Source organism: Mycobacterium sp. 20KCMC460, assembly GCF_022179425.1.
Classification (GTDB): Bacteria; Actinomycetota; Actinomycetes; order Mycobacteriales; family Mycobacteriaceae; genus Mycobacterium; species Mycobacterium kiyosense.
The window spans coordinates 595,432-613,809 of the sequence record NZ_AP025524.1; the positions used below are offsets into that span (position 1 = coordinate 595,432).

At 66.2% G+C, this 18,378-nt stretch carries 18 protein-coding genes; 7 read left to right on the forward strand and 11 right to left on the reverse strand.

Going from position 1 to position 18,378, the window contains the following annotated elements; all coding sequences use genetic code 11:
• Positions 1 to 8: 8 nt before the first annotated feature.
• A complete protein-coding gene (locus tag MKCMC460_RS02780; protein ID WP_236979821.1) occupies positions 9 to 1,757 on the forward strand; it encodes a SulP family inorganic anion transporter in 1,749 nt (582 codons plus the stop codon).
• On the opposite strand, the gene MKCMC460_RS02785 is transcribed toward MKCMC460_RS02780, so the two are convergent.
• Positions 1,754 to 2,575 carry an SDR family oxidoreductase gene (locus MKCMC460_RS02785; protein ID WP_236979823.1) on the reverse strand — a complete coding sequence of 274 codons (822 nt, stop codon included), beginning with the start codon at positions 2,573 to 2,575 and terminating at the stop codon, positions 1,754 to 1,756. The two genes, MKCMC460_RS02780 and MKCMC460_RS02785, sit on opposite strands and share 4 nt — an antisense overlap.
• Before the next feature lie 54 nt (positions 2,576 to 2,629).
• Here MKCMC460_RS02785 and MKCMC460_RS02790 point away from each other — a divergent pair, with 54 nt between their 5' ends.
• The gene (locus tag MKCMC460_RS02790; RefSeq protein ID WP_236979831.1) at positions 2,630 to 3,223 is read left to right on the forward strand and encodes a bifunctional 2-polyprenyl-6-hydroxyphenol methylase/3-demethylubiquinol 3-O-methyltransferase UbiG; all 594 of its coding nucleotides are present in this window, start codon (positions 2,630 to 2,632) and stop codon (positions 3,221 to 3,223) included.
• Here the strand turns inward: MKCMC460_RS02790 and MKCMC460_RS02795 are convergent.
• Genes MKCMC460_RS02795 through MKCMC460_RS02805 form a run of 3 tightly spaced genes read right to left on the reverse strand, consistent with a single transcriptional unit; the run spans position 3,131 to position 5,503 of the window.
• Positions 3,131 to 4,039, reverse strand: coding sequence for an SDR family oxidoreductase (locus MKCMC460_RS02795; protein ID WP_238305298.1), 909 nt, complete (start codon positions 4,037 to 4,039; stop codon positions 3,131 to 3,133). The two genes, MKCMC460_RS02790 and MKCMC460_RS02795, sit on opposite strands and share 93 nt — an antisense overlap.
• A 7-nt stretch (positions 4,040 to 4,046) precedes the next feature.
• Complete coding sequence (locus MKCMC460_RS02800; RefSeq protein ID WP_236984557.1) at positions 4,047 to 4,454, reverse strand: nuclear transport factor 2 family protein; 408 nt, start codon at positions 4,452 to 4,454, stop codon at positions 4,047 to 4,049.
• A complete protein-coding gene (locus MKCMC460_RS02805; RefSeq protein WP_238305299.1) occupies positions 4,451 to 5,503 on the reverse strand; it encodes a zinc-binding dehydrogenase in 1,053 nt (350 codons plus the stop codon). Before MKCMC460_RS02805 ends, MKCMC460_RS02800 begins: the two co-directional genes overlap by 4 nt.
• A 122-nt stretch (positions 5,504 to 5,625) precedes the next feature.
• Between MKCMC460_RS02805 and MKCMC460_RS02810 the strand changes: the two genes are divergently transcribed.
• Complete coding sequence (locus MKCMC460_RS02810) at positions 5,626 to 6,456, forward strand: helix-turn-helix domain-containing protein (RefSeq protein WP_236984559.1); 831 nt, start codon at positions 5,626 to 5,628, stop codon at positions 6,454 to 6,456.
• Here the strand turns inward: MKCMC460_RS02810 and MKCMC460_RS02815 are convergent.
• From MKCMC460_RS02815 to MKCMC460_RS02825, 3 genes are all read right to left on the reverse strand, one after another.
• Positions 6,446 to 6,856, reverse strand: coding sequence for a DUF302 domain-containing protein (locus MKCMC460_RS02815; RefSeq protein WP_236979833.1), 411 nt, complete (start codon positions 6,854 to 6,856; stop codon positions 6,446 to 6,448). The two genes, MKCMC460_RS02810 and MKCMC460_RS02815, sit on opposite strands and share 11 nt — an antisense overlap.
• Positions 6,857 to 6,873: 17 nt before the next feature.
• Entirely contained in the window at positions 6,874 to 7,143 is a 270-nt protein-coding gene (locus MKCMC460_RS02820; protein WP_236979835.1) for a metal-sensitive transcriptional regulator, read from the reverse strand.
• 74 nt (positions 7,144 to 7,217) lie between these two features.
• A complete protein-coding gene (locus tag MKCMC460_RS02825; protein WP_236979837.1) occupies positions 7,218 to 7,832 on the reverse strand; it encodes a DsbA family protein in 615 nt (204 codons plus the stop codon).
• 98 nt (positions 7,833 to 7,930) lie between these two features.
• Here MKCMC460_RS02825 and MKCMC460_RS02830 point away from each other — a divergent pair, with 98 nt between their 5' ends.
• Genes MKCMC460_RS02830 through MKCMC460_RS02840 form a run of 3 tightly spaced genes read left to right on the forward strand, consistent with a single transcriptional unit; the run spans position 7,931 to position 12,026 of the window.
• Positions 7,931 to 8,362 (forward strand): MmpS family transport accessory protein, encoded by a 432-nt coding sequence (locus MKCMC460_RS02830; protein WP_370653060.1) that lies wholly within the window; start codon positions 7,931 to 7,933, stop codon positions 8,360 to 8,362.
• Positions 8,359 to 11,295, forward strand: coding sequence for an RND family transporter (locus MKCMC460_RS02835; RefSeq protein ID WP_236979841.1), 2,937 nt, complete (start codon positions 8,359 to 8,361; stop codon positions 11,293 to 11,295). The genes MKCMC460_RS02830 and MKCMC460_RS02835 overlap by 4 nt, the downstream gene beginning before the upstream one ends.
• Positions 11,253 to 12,026 carry a DUF2127 domain-containing protein gene (locus MKCMC460_RS02840; RefSeq protein ID WP_236979843.1) on the forward strand — a complete coding sequence of 258 codons (774 nt, stop codon included), beginning with the start codon at positions 11,253 to 11,255 and terminating at the stop codon, positions 12,024 to 12,026. The genes MKCMC460_RS02835 and MKCMC460_RS02840 overlap by 43 nt, the downstream gene beginning before the upstream one ends.
• Positions 12,027 to 12,092: 66 nt before the next feature.
• Here the strand turns inward: MKCMC460_RS02840 and MKCMC460_RS31675 are convergent, their stop codons facing one another.
• Positions 12,093 to 13,055 (reverse strand): DUF5134 domain-containing protein, encoded by a 963-nt coding sequence (locus MKCMC460_RS31675; RefSeq protein ID WP_370653061.1) that lies wholly within the window; start codon positions 13,053 to 13,055, stop codon positions 12,093 to 12,095.
• A gap of 127 nt (positions 13,056 to 13,182) precedes the next feature.
• Between MKCMC460_RS31675 and MKCMC460_RS02850 the strand changes: the two genes are divergently transcribed.
• Positions 13,183 to 15,090: a cytochrome c oxidase assembly protein gene (locus MKCMC460_RS02850; protein ID WP_309297851.1), complete on the forward strand. Its 1,908-nt coding sequence runs from the start codon at positions 13,183 to 13,185 to the stop codon at positions 15,088 to 15,090.
• Positions 15,091 to 15,102: 12 nt separating this feature from the next.
• Here the strand turns inward: MKCMC460_RS02850 and MKCMC460_RS02855 are convergent, their stop codons facing one another.
• The 3 genes from MKCMC460_RS02855 to MKCMC460_RS02865 all read right to left on the reverse strand — a co-directional run bounded on the left by MKCMC460_RS02855 (position 15,103) and on the right by MKCMC460_RS02865 (position 18,253).
• Positions 15,103 to 15,321: a heavy-metal-associated domain-containing protein gene (locus MKCMC460_RS02855; RefSeq protein ID WP_236979847.1), complete on the reverse strand. Its 219-nt coding sequence runs from the start codon at positions 15,319 to 15,321 to the stop codon at positions 15,103 to 15,105.
• Between the two features lie 9 nt (positions 15,322 to 15,330).
• Complete coding sequence (locus MKCMC460_RS02860) at positions 15,331 to 17,565, reverse strand: cation-translocating P-type ATPase (RefSeq protein ID WP_236979848.1); 2,235 nt, start codon at positions 17,563 to 17,565, stop codon at positions 15,331 to 15,333.
• A gap of 88 nt (positions 17,566 to 17,653) precedes the next feature.
• A complete protein-coding gene (locus tag MKCMC460_RS02865) occupies positions 17,654 to 18,253 on the reverse strand; it encodes a TetR/AcrR family transcriptional regulator (RefSeq protein WP_236984563.1) in 600 nt (199 codons plus the stop codon).
• Positions 18,254 to 18,378: the final 125 nt, after the last annotated feature.

An 18,378-nucleotide genomic window follows, 5' to 3' on the forward strand; every position in this document is an offset into this window, starting at 1 on the left:
AAGAGACGGTGCCCAACGTGCTACCGAACTACGGCTGGGTGAAGGGCCGTGCTGATCTGGTCGCGGGGCTGACCGTCGCGGCCATCTCGTTCCCGCAAGCCATCGCCTACGCGCTGATCGCTGGGGTGGACCCCAGATTCGGGGTGTACTCCGCGATCGTAGTGACGACGATCGCGTCGATCTTCGGATCGTCCTCCCACCTGATCAACGGGCCGACGAGTGCCATCTCACTGCTGGTGTTCACCGCGCTGGCTTTCATCGACTCGGAGAATTCCAAGCAACTGTTCGAGGCGTTGTTCCTACTCGGAGTGCTGGTCGGTGCGTTCCAGATCGTGATCGCGGTGCTCAATCTGGGCAACTTGACCCGTTATATCTCGGAGTCGGTCATCATCGGCTTCATGGCGGCTGCGGCATTTCTGCTCGCCGTCGGCCAGCTGGGGAACGCGTTGGGCGTCAAGGACAAAGGCAATGGGCACATGCAGGTGCTCAAGCGCGTGTACCTCACCCTGTTCCACGGCGACGCGGTCAACTACCGTGCCGCGATCATCAGTGTCAGTGCGGTGCTGCTGGCCGTTGTACTGCGAAAGCTGGTGCAGCGCTTCGGGCTCCCGCAGATCGACATGCTCGCCGTGTTGGTCATTACCGGGCTGGTCGCTTACCTGGCCGGCTGGTCTGTACCGGGCGCCGGAGGACGTACCGCGGTGGCGGTAGCGGCCAAGGTGCCGCGCAGCCTGCCCACCCCGCACATTCCCGACGTCAATACCGCTTGGCTGCCCGAATTATCGACAGGAGCATTGGCCATCGCTTTCGTCGGCATTATCGAGGCGCTGTCGATCGCCAAAGCCATTGCGCACCAGACTCAGCAGAAGATCGACTACAACCGCCAGATTATGGCCGAGGGTCTGGCCAACCTCGGCGGCGGCTTCTTCCAAAGCCTGCCCGGCTCGGGGTCGCTGTCCCGGTCGGCGATCAACTACCAGTCGGGCGCCAAGACTCGGTTTTCCGGAATCGTCTCGGCCGCAACGGTTGCGGTGGCATTGCTGTTGTTCGCACCGCTCCTGCGGTATGTTCCGCAGCCGGCGCTGGCTGGGCTGCTGCTGGTCACCGCTGTGCGACTGGTCGACTTCAAACGATTGGTCTACACGTTGAAGGCCTCACGCTATGACGCAGGCCTCGTCATCGTCACCGCGTTCACCGGTATCGCGATCGATCTGGACAAGGCCGTGCTGCTGGGCGTGATTCTGTCGATCCTGCTGTTCGTTCCGCGCGCGGCAAAGCTGAAAGCCTCCGAACTCATCGTCACTCCCGAACGTGTGGTGCGGGAACGCATTCCGGGCGATAAGCCCGACTCCAGCATGGTGATCTACGACCTGGAGGGCGAGCTGTTCTTCGGGGCCGCACCGGAATTGGACCGCCACCTCGGTGAACTCCGGAAACGGATCGAAGCGGACGATCAGGGCAAGGTCGTGATTCTGCGTCTCAAACGGGTAAGGCATCCCGACGTCGTATGCATCGAGCGCATCGAGCATTTCCTGCGTGAACTCACCGAGCACGGAACGACGGTGCTGCTGGCCGGGGTGCGTTCCGACACGCTCACCGTGCTGCACAACGTCGGCTTCGCGCGCTGGTTCCCGGCCGAACACGTCTTCCCCGAGGAGGACAAAGAATTCTCGGCGACGCTCAAAGCGGTGCGCTATGCCCACGCGAAGACGGCGGCCGAGCGCGCCGACCAACGCGGTCTCTACTACCTGGTCTAAGGGTTGCCGGCTTTCACCGCGGCGATGACGCCGCCGTCGACCAGCAGATCGGTGCCCGTGATGAACGTGGCCTCCGGCCCCAGCAGGAAGGCGGTCGCCGCGGCGATGTCGTCGGGAGTGCCGAGCCGACCGGTTGCTGACATGTCGATCATGGCGCGCATCCCGTCGCCGACCGGGGACGCCAGTTCCTCCTGCCCCATCGGGGTGGAGATGATCCCGGGGCTGATCGAGTTGATCCGGGCGCCGCGGCGGCCCCAGTGTGCTGCGGCGGCTCGAACCCGAATATGGTTGGCCTGCTTGGCAATCGGGTAGGCGAAGGCCGATTCGGTGATGCTGTTGATGAAGTCCAGCTCCAGTAGTTGCTCTGGCGGGTTGTGCGCCAACGCTTTTTCGCGCTCCGGGGGCTGCGGCGGGAACATGTGACCGGCCATGCTGGCGATCACCACGCCGGCACCCCCCGGTGCGACGACCTCGCCGAACTCCTGCAGCACCAGCGCGGTGCCGAGTAGGTCGACAGCCATGATCGCCTGGGCGGAGGCTTGGGCCGGAGAGAGTCCGGCGGTGTGTGCCACTTGGGTGAGCGGCCCGAGCGAGGCGGCGAACTCGGCGAGTGCATGCACCGACTCGGCGGAGGAGACGTCGACGGCTCGGCTCTGGACGGCGTAGCCGTCGGCGGCGAGCGCGTTGGCCACCGAGGTCAGGGTCTCTTCGTTGTTGTCGGCCAGCAGGACGGTCTTACCGCTGCCCAGCCGGCGCGCGATCGCCTGACCCATACCGCCCACGCCGATGACGGCCAGAACTTGCCGGTGTTCGCTCATTCCATCTCCTTGCGCCCGTCGAAATATAGGGGCCGCGAGGCTACTTTGGGCGAAGTGTCGACGCGACAACCTTGGAATATCAACATTCATTACAACGCACTCATCGATGCCGAGGTCCCACGCGGTGCCCAACGAGCGCTCGACGTCGGCTGTGGCGACGGGTTCCTGGCCGCTCGGCTGGCTCGGCGGGTACCGCAGGTCACCGCACTGGACGTGGACGGCGCCGTCCTGCAGCGTGCTCAGACCAGGTTCGGAGACGCGCCGGTCACCTGGTTGCAGGGTGACGTGATGACCGCCGAGCTGGCGACGTTCGACGCGGTGGTCTCCAACGCCGCGATGCATCACATCGACGACACCAAGGCAGCGATCGCCCGACTTTCCGGTCTGGTGGCGCCCGGCGGCACACTGGCCGTCGTCACCTTCGTCAGAGTGTCGCTACGCGAACTGTGGTGGCACCTGCCGTCCTGGATCGCCTGTGCCGTCGTCAACCGAGTCAGAGGAAAATGGGAGCACACCGCCCCCATCAAATGGCCGCCGCCGGACAACTTTTCGCAGTTACGCACCCATGTCCGCACGGTACTTCCGCACGCCCGGATCCGGCGACTGCTCTACGGCCGAGTATTGATCACCTGGCGGGCACCGGCCTAATCGCCAACCGCCCATTGCTGCCGCGCTGGCCTGGATCATGAGTTCGACGACCTGTTTGCGTGGCAGCGAACCCATCACCTGCGCGGCGGCGCGCATGGCTTCACCCACAATCCACGTCGGACCGTTGGCCAGATTTTCGAACGCCTCGGCGATCACGTCGTCGACCGCGGCGGCTCCGGGGGGAACATCTGCGGGCGATTCGATCTGCCCTCGGCTGTACTCGAGTTCGCGCAGTGCGGGTGTGTCGGTTTTGCCCAGGATCAGACCCAGCACGTCGACGCCCTTGTCGTGCAGCTCGGCCCACAGCGCCTCGGCGAACACCATATCGAACGCTTTGGACGCGCCGTAGGCAACCATGTTCGGTCCGCCGGCGAGACCGGCCCCCGACCCGAAGATGACGATGCCACCCCGTCCGCGCTCGACCATGGGTCGTGCGAAGTGATGGCACAGCTGCATCGGCACCATGCAGTTGCGGTGCACCATCGTTTCGGCGGCCTCAACCGAATTAGCCAGGAAGGGACGGAAATTCGGGTCTGCCCCCGCGCAGTACACGAGTAGGCCGATCTCCAGCCCGCCGGTTGCCTCGGCGATCACTGATGCCGCGTGCGGTTGCGCGAGATCGACCGCCAACGTCCGGGTCTGCACCGAGGTCGCCGAATTGATCTGCGCGGCAACCTGATCCAATACCTGCTGACGTCGGGCCAGCAGTACCACGTTGACACCGCGTTCGGCCAGGCCGATGGCGAAGGCGGCGCCTACGCCGTCCGAGGCGCCGGCGACCAGGGCCCACGGGCCGTACTTCGCGGCGAAAGTCACCTCCGCGCTACCCGACCGCTACCACGCGCACCGCGGTGAACTGCCGACGGGTGATGCGCCATCCGTCGGCGGTCCGGACCAGTACATCGTCGTAGAACCCGACCGCGTTGACCCCACCCTGATTGTCGGCCGCCATGATGAGACCGTCGATGTAGGTGCGGGCCTCGGCATGATCGCCCTCGATGGTGATGGCGATATTGCTCAGTCGGTGCAGTGTGTACCCGGCCATCGCGTGCGCCGAGTCCATGAACTCGATCACCTCGGTTGCGGTACGCCAGGTGCCGATCTCGCCGTAGTCCACGTCGCATTGGTCGGTGAAGACCGTGCCGAGCAGTTGGTACTCGCGTCGGTCGATGGCGGTCGCGTAGCGCACCAGCAGGTCCGAAATATCTTGTCGATCCTCGCGTTCGGTCATGCGACGGCTCCGTTCGGGTGAACGATGATCCGCGGCGGACCCTCGGATCTGCGGGCCAGTTCCAGTGCGTCGGGGACCTCGTCGAGGGTGATGATCTTGCCGACGCTGGGCAGCGGGTCCAGCCGTCCCGACGCGATCGCATCGAGCGTGCCGTACCAGTCCTGGGGGTGCGGGCCCCCGCCGAACTGGATGGTGACGCCTTGGCGGGTGGCGGTGGTGATGTCCAGCGCGTCACCCGTGTACCAGCCGCCCGCGCAATAGATCCGCGTCCCCATCTCGGCCTCTTCGACGATCCGCTGGATCAGACCGGGGGCACCGACACACTCGAAAACGACTGCGGGACCGGGCAATCCACGCTGCGCGCGCACCTCCCGGAACGCGTCGAACGCCGGCGTGGCGGCGGGGTCGACCACAATGTGCGCGCCGAACCCGGCCCGGGCCAGATCCCGGCGGTCCGCCTTGAAGTCGGTGACGACGATTGGTTCGATGCCCCGACTGGCCAGCGCGGCGACCGCGGAGAGCCCGATTGCGCCGGCCCCGATGACAATCGGAACCTCACCCGGCCGCAGCCGAGCCGACCGCACATAGAACTCGCCGACCGCGAACGCGTCGGTCAGGGCGACGGCGTCGCTGGACACATCGCCGGTCACCGGTTTGGCGGCGGCCTCCGAAACCACCAACAACTCGGCGAAGCTGCCCTGCGCCTCCGGATGCTGGCCGATGATGCGCAGGCCGCCGGCTCCACCCTCCACCAGGCGAACGGGCATCGCCGTCACGCGGGAGCCGACGGCGAAATCATCCGTACAGCCGGGGCCGAATCCGATTACCTCGCCGACAAATTCGTGACCGAGCACGATGTCGCGGTCTGGGTCGTACAGAGACCTGCCGGTCGGATCGTTGATCGCCAGTTCCGGGTGGTCCAGGTAATGCACGTCTGAGGCACAGATCGCGGTGCTCAGCGTCTTGAGCAGCAGTTCGCCGGGCCCGGGCGTGGGATCCGGCGTCGCGCGCACCTGCAACCGGCCGTTCCGCAGCACGACAGCGCGCATTGCCCCAGCTTCCAATATCTCGAATAATCGAGATATATTCTCGACATATCAAGGTCACTGTAGGAACGTCGACGGTGAGGAGTCAAGCCATTCGCGGATCGACTTCGGCGCCCACCGCGCGCGTGCTCGACGTGGTGGAGTTGCTGGCCCGCGCGGGTGACGCGCGACTGCGCTTCTCCGATGTGGTGCGCGAACTCGGTCTCACCCAGGCGACGGCGCACGCAATACTCAAGACGCTGTGCGACCGGGGCTGGGCGAGCCGTGACCCGGTGTCAAAGACCTTCACGTTGGGTCCGGCTCTGGCCGTGGTCGCGGCTCGCACCGACGCGGCGCGGCCCCTGGCGCATGCCGCACGCGCCGCCGTGCTGCGCGTATTGGCGGAGGTGGGGTATGCCGGTTCGGTGGTCGAGCGGTTCGGCGACTCACTGGTGATCACCGCCTTCGAGGGCGATGCCGCCACCGAACCGTCCGGCCTGCCCGGGGACCGGATTCCCTATGCCCCGCCGTTCGGGGTTGCCTTTGCCGCCTGGGACACGCCTGACGGGCAACGCGACTGGATCCGGCGCGGAGCAGGCAGCGACAGCGAACGCGCGCGCCGCCTGGACGGGGTGTTGGCGCGAACCCGCCAACGCGGATTCGACGTGGACTGCACCACACCCGCGCTGGCGCAGGCCGCCCAACTGGTCGGGGAGCTACAGGGCGACGAGATGCCCGCTTCGGTGCGGCAGCTCATGGATCAGCTGCTGGTCGAATTCACCGCCAGCGGAGCTCTTTTCGAAGACAGTGCCGACGACGCGGCACCCTCCGTGGCCACCATCGCGGCACCGGTGTTCGACCACGGCGGACGGGTGGGCCTGATCGTCGCCGTGCACCCGCTGTGCGACCTCAGCCGACGGCAGATCCAGACCGTGGGCAGGCGTCTGGCCGAAGAGGCGGCCCGAATCAGCTACTGAGGTCGCCGATCGCTGCCCGCAGCTTGGCGGCGGCCTGGTCGGCGACTTCCTGCAGGCCGGGTTGGTCGATGGCGCGGACCATCAGCTGCGGGTCCATGGCCTCGACGATCACCCCGCCGTCGGAACCCGCGGTGTCGGCCCGCACCACCACGTTGCACGGCAGCAGCTGGCCGATCTGGCGGTCGACGTCGAGAGCGCGATGCGCGAGCTGCGGGTTGCAGGCGCCGAGGATGGTGTAGTCCTCCATGTCCTCGCCCAGCTTCTGCTTCAGCGTGGCCTTGACGTCGATCCGGGTCAGTACGCCGAAGCCATGCTCGGCGAGGGCGTTGGTGGTCTTTTCGATCGCGTCGTCGAAGGGGACGTGCAGCGTGGTGGTCAAACCCGTTGTCTGCGTGGTCATTGCGAGTGCCTCCTTAGTCAGGCCAGGGCCAGGAAGAGTTTTTCCAGTTCGGCTTCGGTCAGCGGCGCCGAATCGCCGTGTTTTGTCCCGTTGATGCAGTCGCGCAGGCCGGACGCGACGATCTTGAAGCCGGCGCGGTCCAGTGCGCGGGATACCGCCGCGAGCTGTGTGACGACGTCCTTGCAGTTGCGGCCCTGTTCGATCATCGTGATCACGCCCGCCAGCTGCCCCTGCGCCCGGCGCAGGCGGTTGAGCACCGCGGCGATGTTGTCCTCGTCAGCACTCATGTTCCATCTCCATCTCGATGCTCTTCATCCACTTCAACCCAACGTACCCCAGGGGGTATTCCACTGCAACGGGCTCACGCGTGCGTGCGGGGGCGCTGCAACTGGCTGAACTCGGGGGTGGCGGCGAGTATGACGAAGGCGTCGAACAGCGCCCCGCCGGCTTCGGGGGTCGGCACGGCAGTGAGTACCGGGCCGAAGAAGGTATTGCCGTCGATGCTCAGCATCGGGCTCCCGCCCGCCTCGCCGAGGGCGTCCTGGCCGGCCCGATGTGATTGGCGGACGGCGTCGTCCAGTGAGACGTCGGACAACACGCCGACCGTGGTGTGCCCGGCCCCGGCGTCGCGCAGGACGTGTTCGGCAAGCCGGTCGTCCACTGCGGCCGATGCGTCGAAGTACCTTCGGCCGAACGAGAAGTAGGCTTTCGCGAGTCCCTGGCCGCCGAGTTCGGCGCGGATCGCCGCCATCAGCCGACCGACCCGTTGCGAATCGCGCATTCGCGCGCGCTGCTGGGGCGGCAACTCACGGCCTTCGTTCAAGATCGCCAAATTGAGCAGCCGCCAATCGATTCCGAAGCCGGCGCGCTCGGCGACGCCGTCCAGCCAGCGGGCGGTGTTCCAGGAGAAGGGGCACACCGGATCGAGCCACAGGGTCACGTCGTGTCCCATGGTGTCGCGCGTCAACAGCTCCATCTCTGCCTCCCGATGCTGCGGATCGTTATCATCACATTGGCAAATATACCATAGGGGGTATGGTATTACTGCACGGTGCGGACGAAAGGGATATTGCTGTGATCGCGATTCTGAAAAGAGTCTGGGTTCCCCTGGTCGTGGTGGTGGCAGTCGTCTTGGGCACGATGGCCGTACTCCGGCTGCGCGGCGTGTTCGGATCCGACGAGATCTTCGCCAGCACCGGTACCCGCGCCGAAACGATCGTGTCGTTCAACCCCAAGAGGGTGACCTACGAGGTTTACGGGCCGAGCGGAACGACCGGGCGGGTGAGCTACCTGAACAAGATCGCGCAGCCCGAGCAGACGCAATTCACCAGTCTGCCTTGGACATACACGATCACCACGACCATTCCCGCAGTGATCGCCAACGTGCTGGCTCAGGGTGACAGTGACCGCATCGGCTGCCGGATCACCGTCAACGGCGATGTCAAGGACGAACAATCCAGCGTGGGACACCACGCGCAGACGTTCTGTCTGGTGAAGGCAGCATGAGCACCGGCCCCGTCTCGCCGCCGCGTTTCATGCGGGCGGTCCGGGTGTTCGCGCTGCCGATCATCCTGCTCTGGCTCGGCGTCACGATCGCCCTGAATGTTCTGGTGCCGCCGATCGAACGGGTCGCGCGCGAGAACGCGATCTCGATGTCGCCCGCCGACGCGCCATCGGTGATCGCCGCCAAGGCGATCGGCAAGAAGTTCGGCGAATCGGACTCCGACAGCATCGTCATGATCGTCCTGGAAGGCGACACGCAACTCGGCGACCAGGCGCACCGGTATTACGACGGGCTGGTCAAAAGCCTTGGGGCTGAGACCAAGCACGTTCAGCACGTCCAGAACCTGTGGGGCGACCTGATCACCGCGGCCGGGTCGCAGAGCAGCGACGGCAAAGCCGCCTACGTTCAGATCCATATCGCCGGCAACCAAGGCAGTACCTTGGCCAATCAATCCGTCGACGCAGTGCGCAAAATCGTCGACGAATCGCATCCACCCCCAGGTGTCAAAGCCTACGTCACCGGGCCGGCCGCCCTCACCACGGACATGAACGAAGCGGCCGACAAGAGCATGTTCACCATGATGGGCGTGACGGGCCTGGTCATCGTGATCATGCTGGCCCTCGTCTACCGCTCGGTGAGTACCGTGCTGCTGGTCCTGGCCATGGTGGGCGTGGAAATGGGAACGGCCAGAAGCGTTGTCGCCCTGCTCGGAGACCATCATCTGCTCGGTTTCTCGACGTTCGTCGTCGCGATGCTGTCGTCGCTGGCGATCGCCGCCGGGACGGACTACGCGATCTTCCTCGTCGGGCGCTACCAGGAGGCGCGCCAAGCGGGTGAAGACCGGGAAGCCGCCTACTACACCATGTTTCGCGGTACGTATCACGTCATCCTGGGTTCCGGTCTGACGATCGCGGGCGCGACCCTGTGTCTGTATCTGGCGCGGTTGGCGTACTTCAAGGCACTGGGCATACCGTCGGCGCTGGGTCTGCTCGTCGTGATCGCGGGGGCGTTGACCTTCGCGCCCGCGGTGGTCGCCGTCGCAAGCCGGTTCGGCCTGCTCGACCCCAAGCGGGCCATCAAGGTCCGGGGGTGGCGGCGCATTGGAACAGCGGCGGTGCGCTGGCCGGGGCCGATCGCTGCCGCCGCCCTGCTCGTCGCGTTGATTGGTCTGCTCATCGTGCCGACCATGAAGACCAGTTACAACGATCGCTATTACATACCCGGCAATCTCCCGTCGAACGTCGGATACACAGCGGCGGAACGGCATTTCAGCGCGGCCAGGATGAATCCGGACATCCTGATGGTCGAGGGCGACCACGACATGCGCAATCCCGCCGACATGATCGTCCTGGACCGGATCGCCAAGAACATTTTCCGCACCCCGGGCATCGCCCGGATCCAAGGCATCACCAGGCCACTCGGCGGCCCCATCGAACACAGCTCGATCCCGTTCCAGGTCAGCATGCAGTCGATCCCCATCAGCCAGAACCTGCAATTCATGAACGATCGCATGGCCGACATGTTGAAGATGAGCGACGATCTCGGAACCGTGGTGACGTCGATGCAGCGGATGTACGGGCTGATGGATCAGCTGCGCGACACCACCCACCGGATGGACGGCGACCTGGGCGAGGTGAAAGTCACCCTGGACCAGATCCGGGACCACTTCGCGGATTTCGACGATGTGTGGCGGCCGGTGCGCAGCTACTTCTATTGGGAACAGCATTGTTTCGACATCTCGCTCTGCTGGTCGGTCCGCTCGGTGTTCGACGCGCTCGACGGCGTCGACAAATTCAGCCAGAACATGGATGCGGTGCTCAAGGACATGGGCGAGTTCGACACCGTGTTCCCGCAGCTGATCAACCAGCTCCCGCCCATCATCGCGACGGCGAAGTCCATGCAGGCGACCCTGCTCACCCTGCACAGCAGCTTCGCGGGCCTGGTCAAGCAGATGGCGCGGATGACCGAAACAGCAGCCGCGATGGGCGAGGCATTCGACTCCTCGCGCAACGACGACTTCTTCTACCTACCGCCCGAGGCGTTCGACAACCCCGACTTCCAGCGCGGGCTCCGGCTCTTCCTGTCGCCGGACGGCAAAGCCGCCCGCTTCATCGTCATCCACGACGCGGATCCAGCCACCCCCAAAGGGATCTCGGCCGTCGAACCGGAACTCAAGGCCGCCCACGAGGCCGTGAAAGGCACACCGCTGGCCGACGCCAAGTTCTACCTGACCGGAACGGCCGCCATCTACAACGACATTCAGACCGGCTCGAAGTACGACATCCTCATCGTCGGAATCGCAGCTGTCACACTGATATTCATCGTCATGGTGCTCATCACCCGAGCCTTGGTCGCGTCGCTGGTGATCGTCGGGACGGTGCTGTTGTCGCTGGGCGCGGCGTTCGGGTTGTCGGTGCTGGTCTGGCAGCACATCCTCGGACTCGAACTTAACTGGATCGCACCCGTTTTCGGTGTGATCATCCTGCTGGCGGTCGGATCGGACTACAACCTGCTGCTGGTATCGCGCTTCCAGGAGGAGATAGGCGCGGGATTGAAGACCGGCATCATCCGGTCCATGGGCAGCACCGGTGGCGTGGTGACCGCGGCGGGTCTGGTGTTCGCGTTCACCATGGCCTCCATGGTGGCCAGCGACCTGAGCTCCATCGGTCAGGCCGGCAGCACCATGGGTCTGGGACTGTTGTTCGACACGCTGATCGTGCGATCGCTCATGACGCCGTCCATTGCGGCCCTGCTGGGTCGCTGGTTCTGGTGGCCGCAGCGGGTTTTGCCGCGACGGCGGGCCGGCGTCCCCTTGCGCCGTTCGCGGCCGACGTTGAATGATCGGCGCAGCCCGTCTCGGTTGGGCCGTGACCAGGCACCGGAGGAGCGCACGTGGCCAAGACCAAGAACCGCACCCTCAACCGCTGGGAGCTGATCACCTGCGCGCTGACCGGACACGCCACCTATGCCCCGGATGACGAGGCACTGGCCGAGCGTCTGCACGCCAAGACCGAGCTCGGCGAAGTGTGGCGTTGCCTACGGTGCGGTGACTTCGCGCTCGGCGCGCCCCGCGGCCGCGGCAAGCCCGAAGACGCGCCATTGATCATGCGCGGCAAGGCATTACGTCAAGCCATCATCATCCGCGCGCTCAGCATCGAACGCCTGGGCCGCGCCGTGGTACTTGGGCTCGCGGCGTGGGCGGTCTGGACGTTCCGCGGCTCGCGGGGAGCCATCCAAGCAACCCTGGACCGCGACCTGCCGATCTTCCGCGCCGCCGGATTCAAGGTGGACCAGATGTCGGCCATCCACGAGCTGGAGAAGGCATTGGCCGCCAAGCCGTCCACCCTGACGTTGATCACCTGCTTACTGGCGGCCTACGCCGTCCTGCAGGTCGTCGAAGGCGTCGGCCTGTGGCTACTGAAACGCTGGGGTGAATATTTCGCGGTGGTGGCCACCTCGGTGTTCCTGCCCCTGGAGATTCATGACCTGGCCAAGGGGATCACCATGACCCGGATGGTGACCTTCGGCATCAACGTCGCCGCGGTGATCTACCTACTGGTCTCCAAGCGGCTGTTCGGTTTGCGGGGTGGCCGCCGGGCATACGACGAAGAGCGCCATGGCGACCAGCTGCTCGATCTCGAGCGTGCGGCCATGACGGCGGCATGACCGTGTGACGCAACCGGGTGCGCACCTGCACTGTGCGGTATCCCATAACACCGATTCGCGCGGTGTTTACCCGCACGCCGTGTCCAGGTAAAGCGAACCGGCTGAAATACAGCAACGTGATTTAACAAAGGATCGAGCCGTGACCACATTGCAGAACTGGATCAACCAGACTCCCAGCGGCTCCGACCTCGTCGCGCCGATCAAGGCGCGCGCCTGCCACGCCCTGCACACCGTGCTGCGCACCAAGCCGGATCGCCCGGCCGGCGGCGCACGCCTGATGGAGCGTGGCGCCGAGCGCTGCTGACCGGCCGGCGCCGGCTGAGCGCGGATCCTTCGCGGCAACCCAGCTGGGACGGCAAGGGCAACCCCGCCCAGACCGGGCAGCGGGTACATCCTGTCGGCGAACTCTTCGTCGCCACGCTCAGTGCGTGAACTCCATGACGGCGAACATGACTGACATTCCCGCCGCCATCGTCGTCTGAGCCGCGCTGACCAGCCGCTCGCGCCACCCCCGCCGGCGGGATCCCGCCGCAGCATGACGAACCGGCAGCCCCAGGCGAAGGTGGCCAGCAGGAACACGGCGGCCCAGATCCAATTGCCGATATCCAGCCAGGGGGTGCCGGTTGGTTCCCCGGGCATGTCCATTCCCGGCATATCGGGCATATCCGGCGTGTCGTGGCGGGGGAGAACGGCCGGCCGGTCGCCCATCACGTCGTACATCCATACCATCGCCAGCATCTTGAGCACGTGATACGCGCCCGCCACTCGCGCGGCCGGCACGCGGGCAACGAGGACGGTGGTCGCGGCGAACCAGCCCGCTGCTCCCAGAAAGAAGACCTCGACCGCCGTCGCGGGCAGTCGCAGGCCCTGTGGCCAGGCCATCACCGCCATCGCGACGGCGGTCGTGACGTGCAGGCCGTGACCGATCACCGAGACCACCGAGCGTCGGTCGATCACCACCGCGAAACACACCGCGCTGAGCAGGAACAAGCCCGTCATCACCAGACGCAACGGCAGTTCCTGGATCATTTACCGAAGACTATGCGGCCCGGCCGATGGCTACGACTCGCGGTCGTAAGCTGCAAGGGTGCCAACCGACGAGACAAGCGCCGCAGCGCCACCGCCTGAGCAGGTGGAACGACGGGGCTGGCCGCGGCTGGTGGTGCCGGCCGCGGGTTTTGCGGTCGCGGCGATCGCTGTCGCGGCCTACGGGCTGCTCTCCGGCCCGCGTCGGTACGCCGACGCCGGCAATCCCTACCCCGGCGGTTTCGTCAGTGCCGCCGCGCCGGTGGGTTACTTCGTCGCGTCGCTGCTTGCAGCGTTGTGCCTCGGCGCGTTGATCCTGGTGGTGACGACCTCCCGCCCGGAACCGGACGGCTTACTGGACCCGCAGGCTTTCCGTATTCATATTCTGGCAGAACGTGTTTCGCTGTTGTGGACCTTCGCTGCGGCGCTGATGGCCGTGCTGCAGGCCGCACACGACACCGGGGTGGGCGCCGGCGCGCTGCTGGGCAGCGGTGCCCTGTTGGATGCGGTCACCGTGTCCGAGACGGCACGCGCCTGGGTTGTGGTGCTGATCTGCACCCTGCCTATCTCGGTGACACTGCGCTTCACCACCCGCTGGCTTCCGCACGTTGTGCTACTTGTCCCGACGGTGATCGCCGTCGTCGCGCCGGCGGTGACGGGCAATGCCGGGCAAGGACCCGATCATGATTACTCGACCAGCGCGGCCATCGTGCTCGCGGTCGCACTGGCCGCGCTGACGGGCCTGAAGTTGATCGTCGCGCTGACCGGGGCGCCGACCACCCGCCTGCTGGTGCTGCTGCAAACCGCTGCCGGCGCGCTGGCGGTGGGGTACGGGGCGCTGCTGCTCTTCCTGCTGATCCCCGGCTGGTCGTTCGATTCGGACTTCGCCCGACTCGGCCTGTTCGCCGGTGCCGCGGTGACCGGGGTGTGGCTGTCGGACTGTTGGCGGCTGGTCAAGCGGCGCGAGTCGGGGGCAGTGACCAACACGGTGGGCGGGCTGGCGATGACGGCCGCGGTGGCGGCGGTCGCCGCGATGGCCACGCAGGTCGCACCGCGTTTCCTGGCGCACCGGTACACCGGCTGGGATGTGTACCTGGGTTTCGAACTACCGCACCCACCCACCATCGTCGGCGTGCTGACGCTCTGGCGTTTCGACAGCTTCGTCGGGATGGCCGGCGTCGTGCTGGCCGTCGGCTACACGGTGGGGTTCATCCGGCTGCGCCGCCAGGGCAACCACTGGTCGGTGGGCCGGCTGGTTGCGTGGCTCGCCGGCTGCGCATCGTTGGTGATCACCAGCAGCTCAGGGGTGCGGGCTTACGGGTCGGCGATGTTCAGCATGCACATGGCCGAACACATGATCCTCAACATGTTCATCCCGGTCCTGCTGGTCCTCGGTGGACCGGTGACGCTGGCGCTGCGGGTGCTGCCCGCCGCCGGTGACGGCAACCCGCCGGGGCCGCGGGAATGGCTGACCTGGCTGCTGCATTCCCGGGTGACGAACTTTCTCTCCCACCCGATTGTGGCTTTCGTGCTCTTCGTCGGATCGCCCTACATCGTCTACTTCACGCCGTTGTTCGACACATTCGTCCGCTACCACTGGGGCCACGAGTTCATGACGATCCACTTCCTGATCGTCGGATACCTGTTCTACTGGGCGATCATCGGTATCGACCCGGGACCGCGGCGGTTGCCCTACCCGGGCCGGATCGGATTGTTGTTCGCGGTCATGCCTTTTCACGCGTTCTTCGGTGTCGCGCTGATGACTATGACCTCGCCGGTGGGCTCGACCTTCTACCGATCGGTGAATCTGCCATGGTTGTCCTCCATCCTGGAAGACCAGCACCTCGGTGGTGGGATCGCTTGGACCCTGACGGAATTGCCGGTGATCATCGTGATCGTGGCGCTGGTGACCCAATGGGCGCGGCAGGACCGCCGCGCGGCCGCCAGGTCGGACCGGCACGCCGACAGCGACTACGCCGACGATGATCTCGACGCATACAACGCAATGCTGCGGGAACTGTCGCGAATGCGGCGGTGACGGTGTCGCCCGTCAGCCCACTACCGTGAAATTCCCCTCGCCGTCCAGGGCCGCCTGGACCTGATCGCGGGTGAGTTCCACATTGGTCGAAATCCGAACGGTGGAACTGCCTTTGGTGTCCAGGTCGACGCTGACACTCATCACCGGCTTCAGTTCGCTGAGCGCGGTCGTGACGGTGGTCACGCACCCGTCGCAGTGCAGTCCGTCCACGGAAAAAGTCTGTTCGGCCATGATTGGAGCCTACCGGGTGCCAAAATTGCGCAGCCGCAGGCTGTTTGATACCACGAAGAACGACGAGAAGGCCATGGCCGCGCCGGCGATCAACGGATTGAGCAGGCCGGCAGCGGCGATCGGGATGGCCGCGACGTTGTAGCCGAACGCCCAGACCATGTTCATCCGGATGGTGCGCATGGTTGCGCGCGCCAGATCCAACGCCTGCGGGACGATGGTCAGGTCGTCGCGCACCAAGATGACGTCGGCCGCGCCGATCGCGACGTCGGTGCCGCGCCCGATCGCCAACCCCAAATCGGCGCAAGCCAAAGCGGGGCCGTCGTTGATGCCGTCACCCACCATGGCGACCACCCGGCCCGCATCGCGAAGACGCGCAATCTCGGCGACCTTGCCCTCGGGCAGCACCTCGGCGATCGCGGTGTCGATGCCGACACGGGTGGCCACCGCGTTAGCGGCGGCCTGGTTGTCGCCGGTGAGCAGGATGGTTCGCAGCCCGCGCTGGTGCAGCGCCGCGATCGCCTCGGCCGCGGTGTCCTTGACGGTGTCCGCGATGGCCACCGCGGCGCACACCACGCCATCGACTGATACGAAAACCACTGTCTCACCGCGTATCTCGCCCTCACGGCGGGCGGCGTCCAACGTCGCGTCGCAGGGCGCGGCCCGAGTGACCCAGGATGGCTTGCCGACCTCGACGCGGTGGTCGCCGACCACGCCCGAAGCCCCGCACCCGGGCACCGCGGTGAAGTCGCTGACCGATGCGGGATCTGACGCGGCGGCAACGATCGCGGCCGCCACGGCATGCTCGGAGGCGGCTTCGACCGCGGCGGCCAAGGCGAGCACCGACTCGGCGGAGTGGCCCGGAATGACCGTCACGCGACTCACGCTCAGCGCCCCGACCGTCAGGGTGCCGGTCTTGTCGAACACCACGGTGTCGATGCAGCGGATGGCCTCCAGTGCCCGGTACCCCTTGATGAAGATGCCCAGCTGCGCACCTCGCCCGGAAGCCACCATCATCGCGGTCGGCGTCGCCAAACCCAGGGCACACGGGCAGGCGATCACCAGCACGCCGAGCACCACCGAGAAGGCGCGCTCCGGCCCGGCGCCGGCAAATAACCAGGCCGTGCCGGCCAGTAGTGCGATGGCGAACACCACGGGTACGAACACCGCGGCGATGCGGTCGGCGAGCCGCTGAGCGCGGGCCTTCTGTCCCTGCGCCTCTTCGACAAGCCGGACCATCGCCGCGAACGCGGTGTCGGCGCCCACCGCGGTGGCCTTGATGATCAGGCGGCCGTCCAGTACGACGGTGCCACCCAGCACCGGCGCGTCCGGGTGCGCCTGCACCGGCTTGGCCTCGCCGGTCATCGCGCTGGTGTCGACCGCCGCCGACCCGTCGACCACGATGCCGTCCGCGGCGATCGTCTCACCGGGTCGGGTCACGAAGCGCTGCCGCTTCTTGAGCTCCTCGGCCGGGATCACCAGTTCGGCGCCATCGTCCAACAGCACCGTCACGCTCTTGGCGCCCAACTCGGCCAATGCCCGCAGCGCACCGCCGGCCTTGGACTTGGCGCGTGCCTCGAAGTACCGGCCCGCCAGCACGAACACCGTGACACCGGCGGCGACCTCGAGGTAGATCGCGTCGCTGTGCAGGATGGCCTGCCAGATTCCGTGCGTCTCCCGCGCCGGCCTGGGTACCAGGACAGTCGCCAGCGACCAAACGGTGGCTGCGGTGACACCGACCGAGATCAACGTCTCCATCGACGCGGTCCGGTGCCGCGCGTTGCGCAGCGCCACCGAATGGAAGGGCCAGGCCGCCCACGTCACGATCGGCGCGGCCAGCGCGATCAACGCATAGCCCCAGCCGGGGAACCGGGCGCTGGGCACCATCGCGAACATCGTGGACAGGTCGGCGAGCGGTACGAACAACACCGCCGCGACCAGTAGCCGTCGGAGCAGGCTGCGGGCCTGGTCGGCGTCGGGGTCGGCGGAAACGCCGGTGGACTCCCGGTGTGGAGCCGCCTGGTAGCCGGCCTTCTCCACCACCCCGCACAGGTCGTCGACGCCGACGTCGACCGCGTCGATGGTGGCCACCCGGGTGGCGTAATTGACCGACGCGCGCACCCCGGGAACCTTGTTGAGTTTGGTTTCGACCCGGCTGGCGCACGCCGCACACGTCATACCGGAGACGTCGAGGCGGACCCGCTGTACGGAGCGCAGGTCGGAATCCTCCACAACCGGAGTCGCCACAGTCCTCCTCGGCTCTCGTCGTCGATCAGCGCAAACACGCCAAACCAGCCTACAAGCGGCCGGCTACCCGCCCGTCGGGCGTGATCGGTTAGAGGCTGATGATCGGCACCAGGTATCGCGCCGCGTAGTCGCGGACCGCCTGCTGATCGGACGTGTCGAGCCGGTCGGTGGGGAACACGATGATGCCCACCGCTACGCGCAGCAAGATGTCGGCGACGTTGGCCAGGTCGTGGTCGGCCAGCTCGGCGCCGCAGCGGCGCAGGGTATGGGCGATTCCGTCGGCGAACCGGCCGATCGGGAAGGTGTCCGAGCGGGAGAACATGCCGAACAGTTCGGGTTCGCTCTCGGCGATTCGTGAGTACAGGGGTGAATCCGCGATGAGCTGCACACCGAGTGCGAAGGCCTCGACGACCGCTTGCTGCGGGTCAAGCCCGGTGGTGGCCTGGTCCAGGGTGGTGAAGAAGGTCTGACCCTCGCGGCGCACGACGGCCTCGAACAGGTCGTCCTTGGTGGGGAAGCGCCGGTAGATGGTGCTGCGGCTGACGCCGGCGCGAACGGCGACGTCTTCGATGTTGGCTCGTCGCACGCCGTAGGTCTCGAAGACAGACCGCGCGGTGTCCAGGATCACCTGCTCGAGATCGGCGGGCGCGGCGCCCGTTTCTCGAGCCGGCGTCGCTCTCCGGCGCATCGTGGACATGGTTGCCATTGTGGTCCGCTCTGTTTGTGCGACGTTCGTCACGGTCGAGCTCAGCCTGACAGATGGTAAGATGAAACAAAAGTACGAATTTGTTTCTATGATTCAAGGTACGGCTT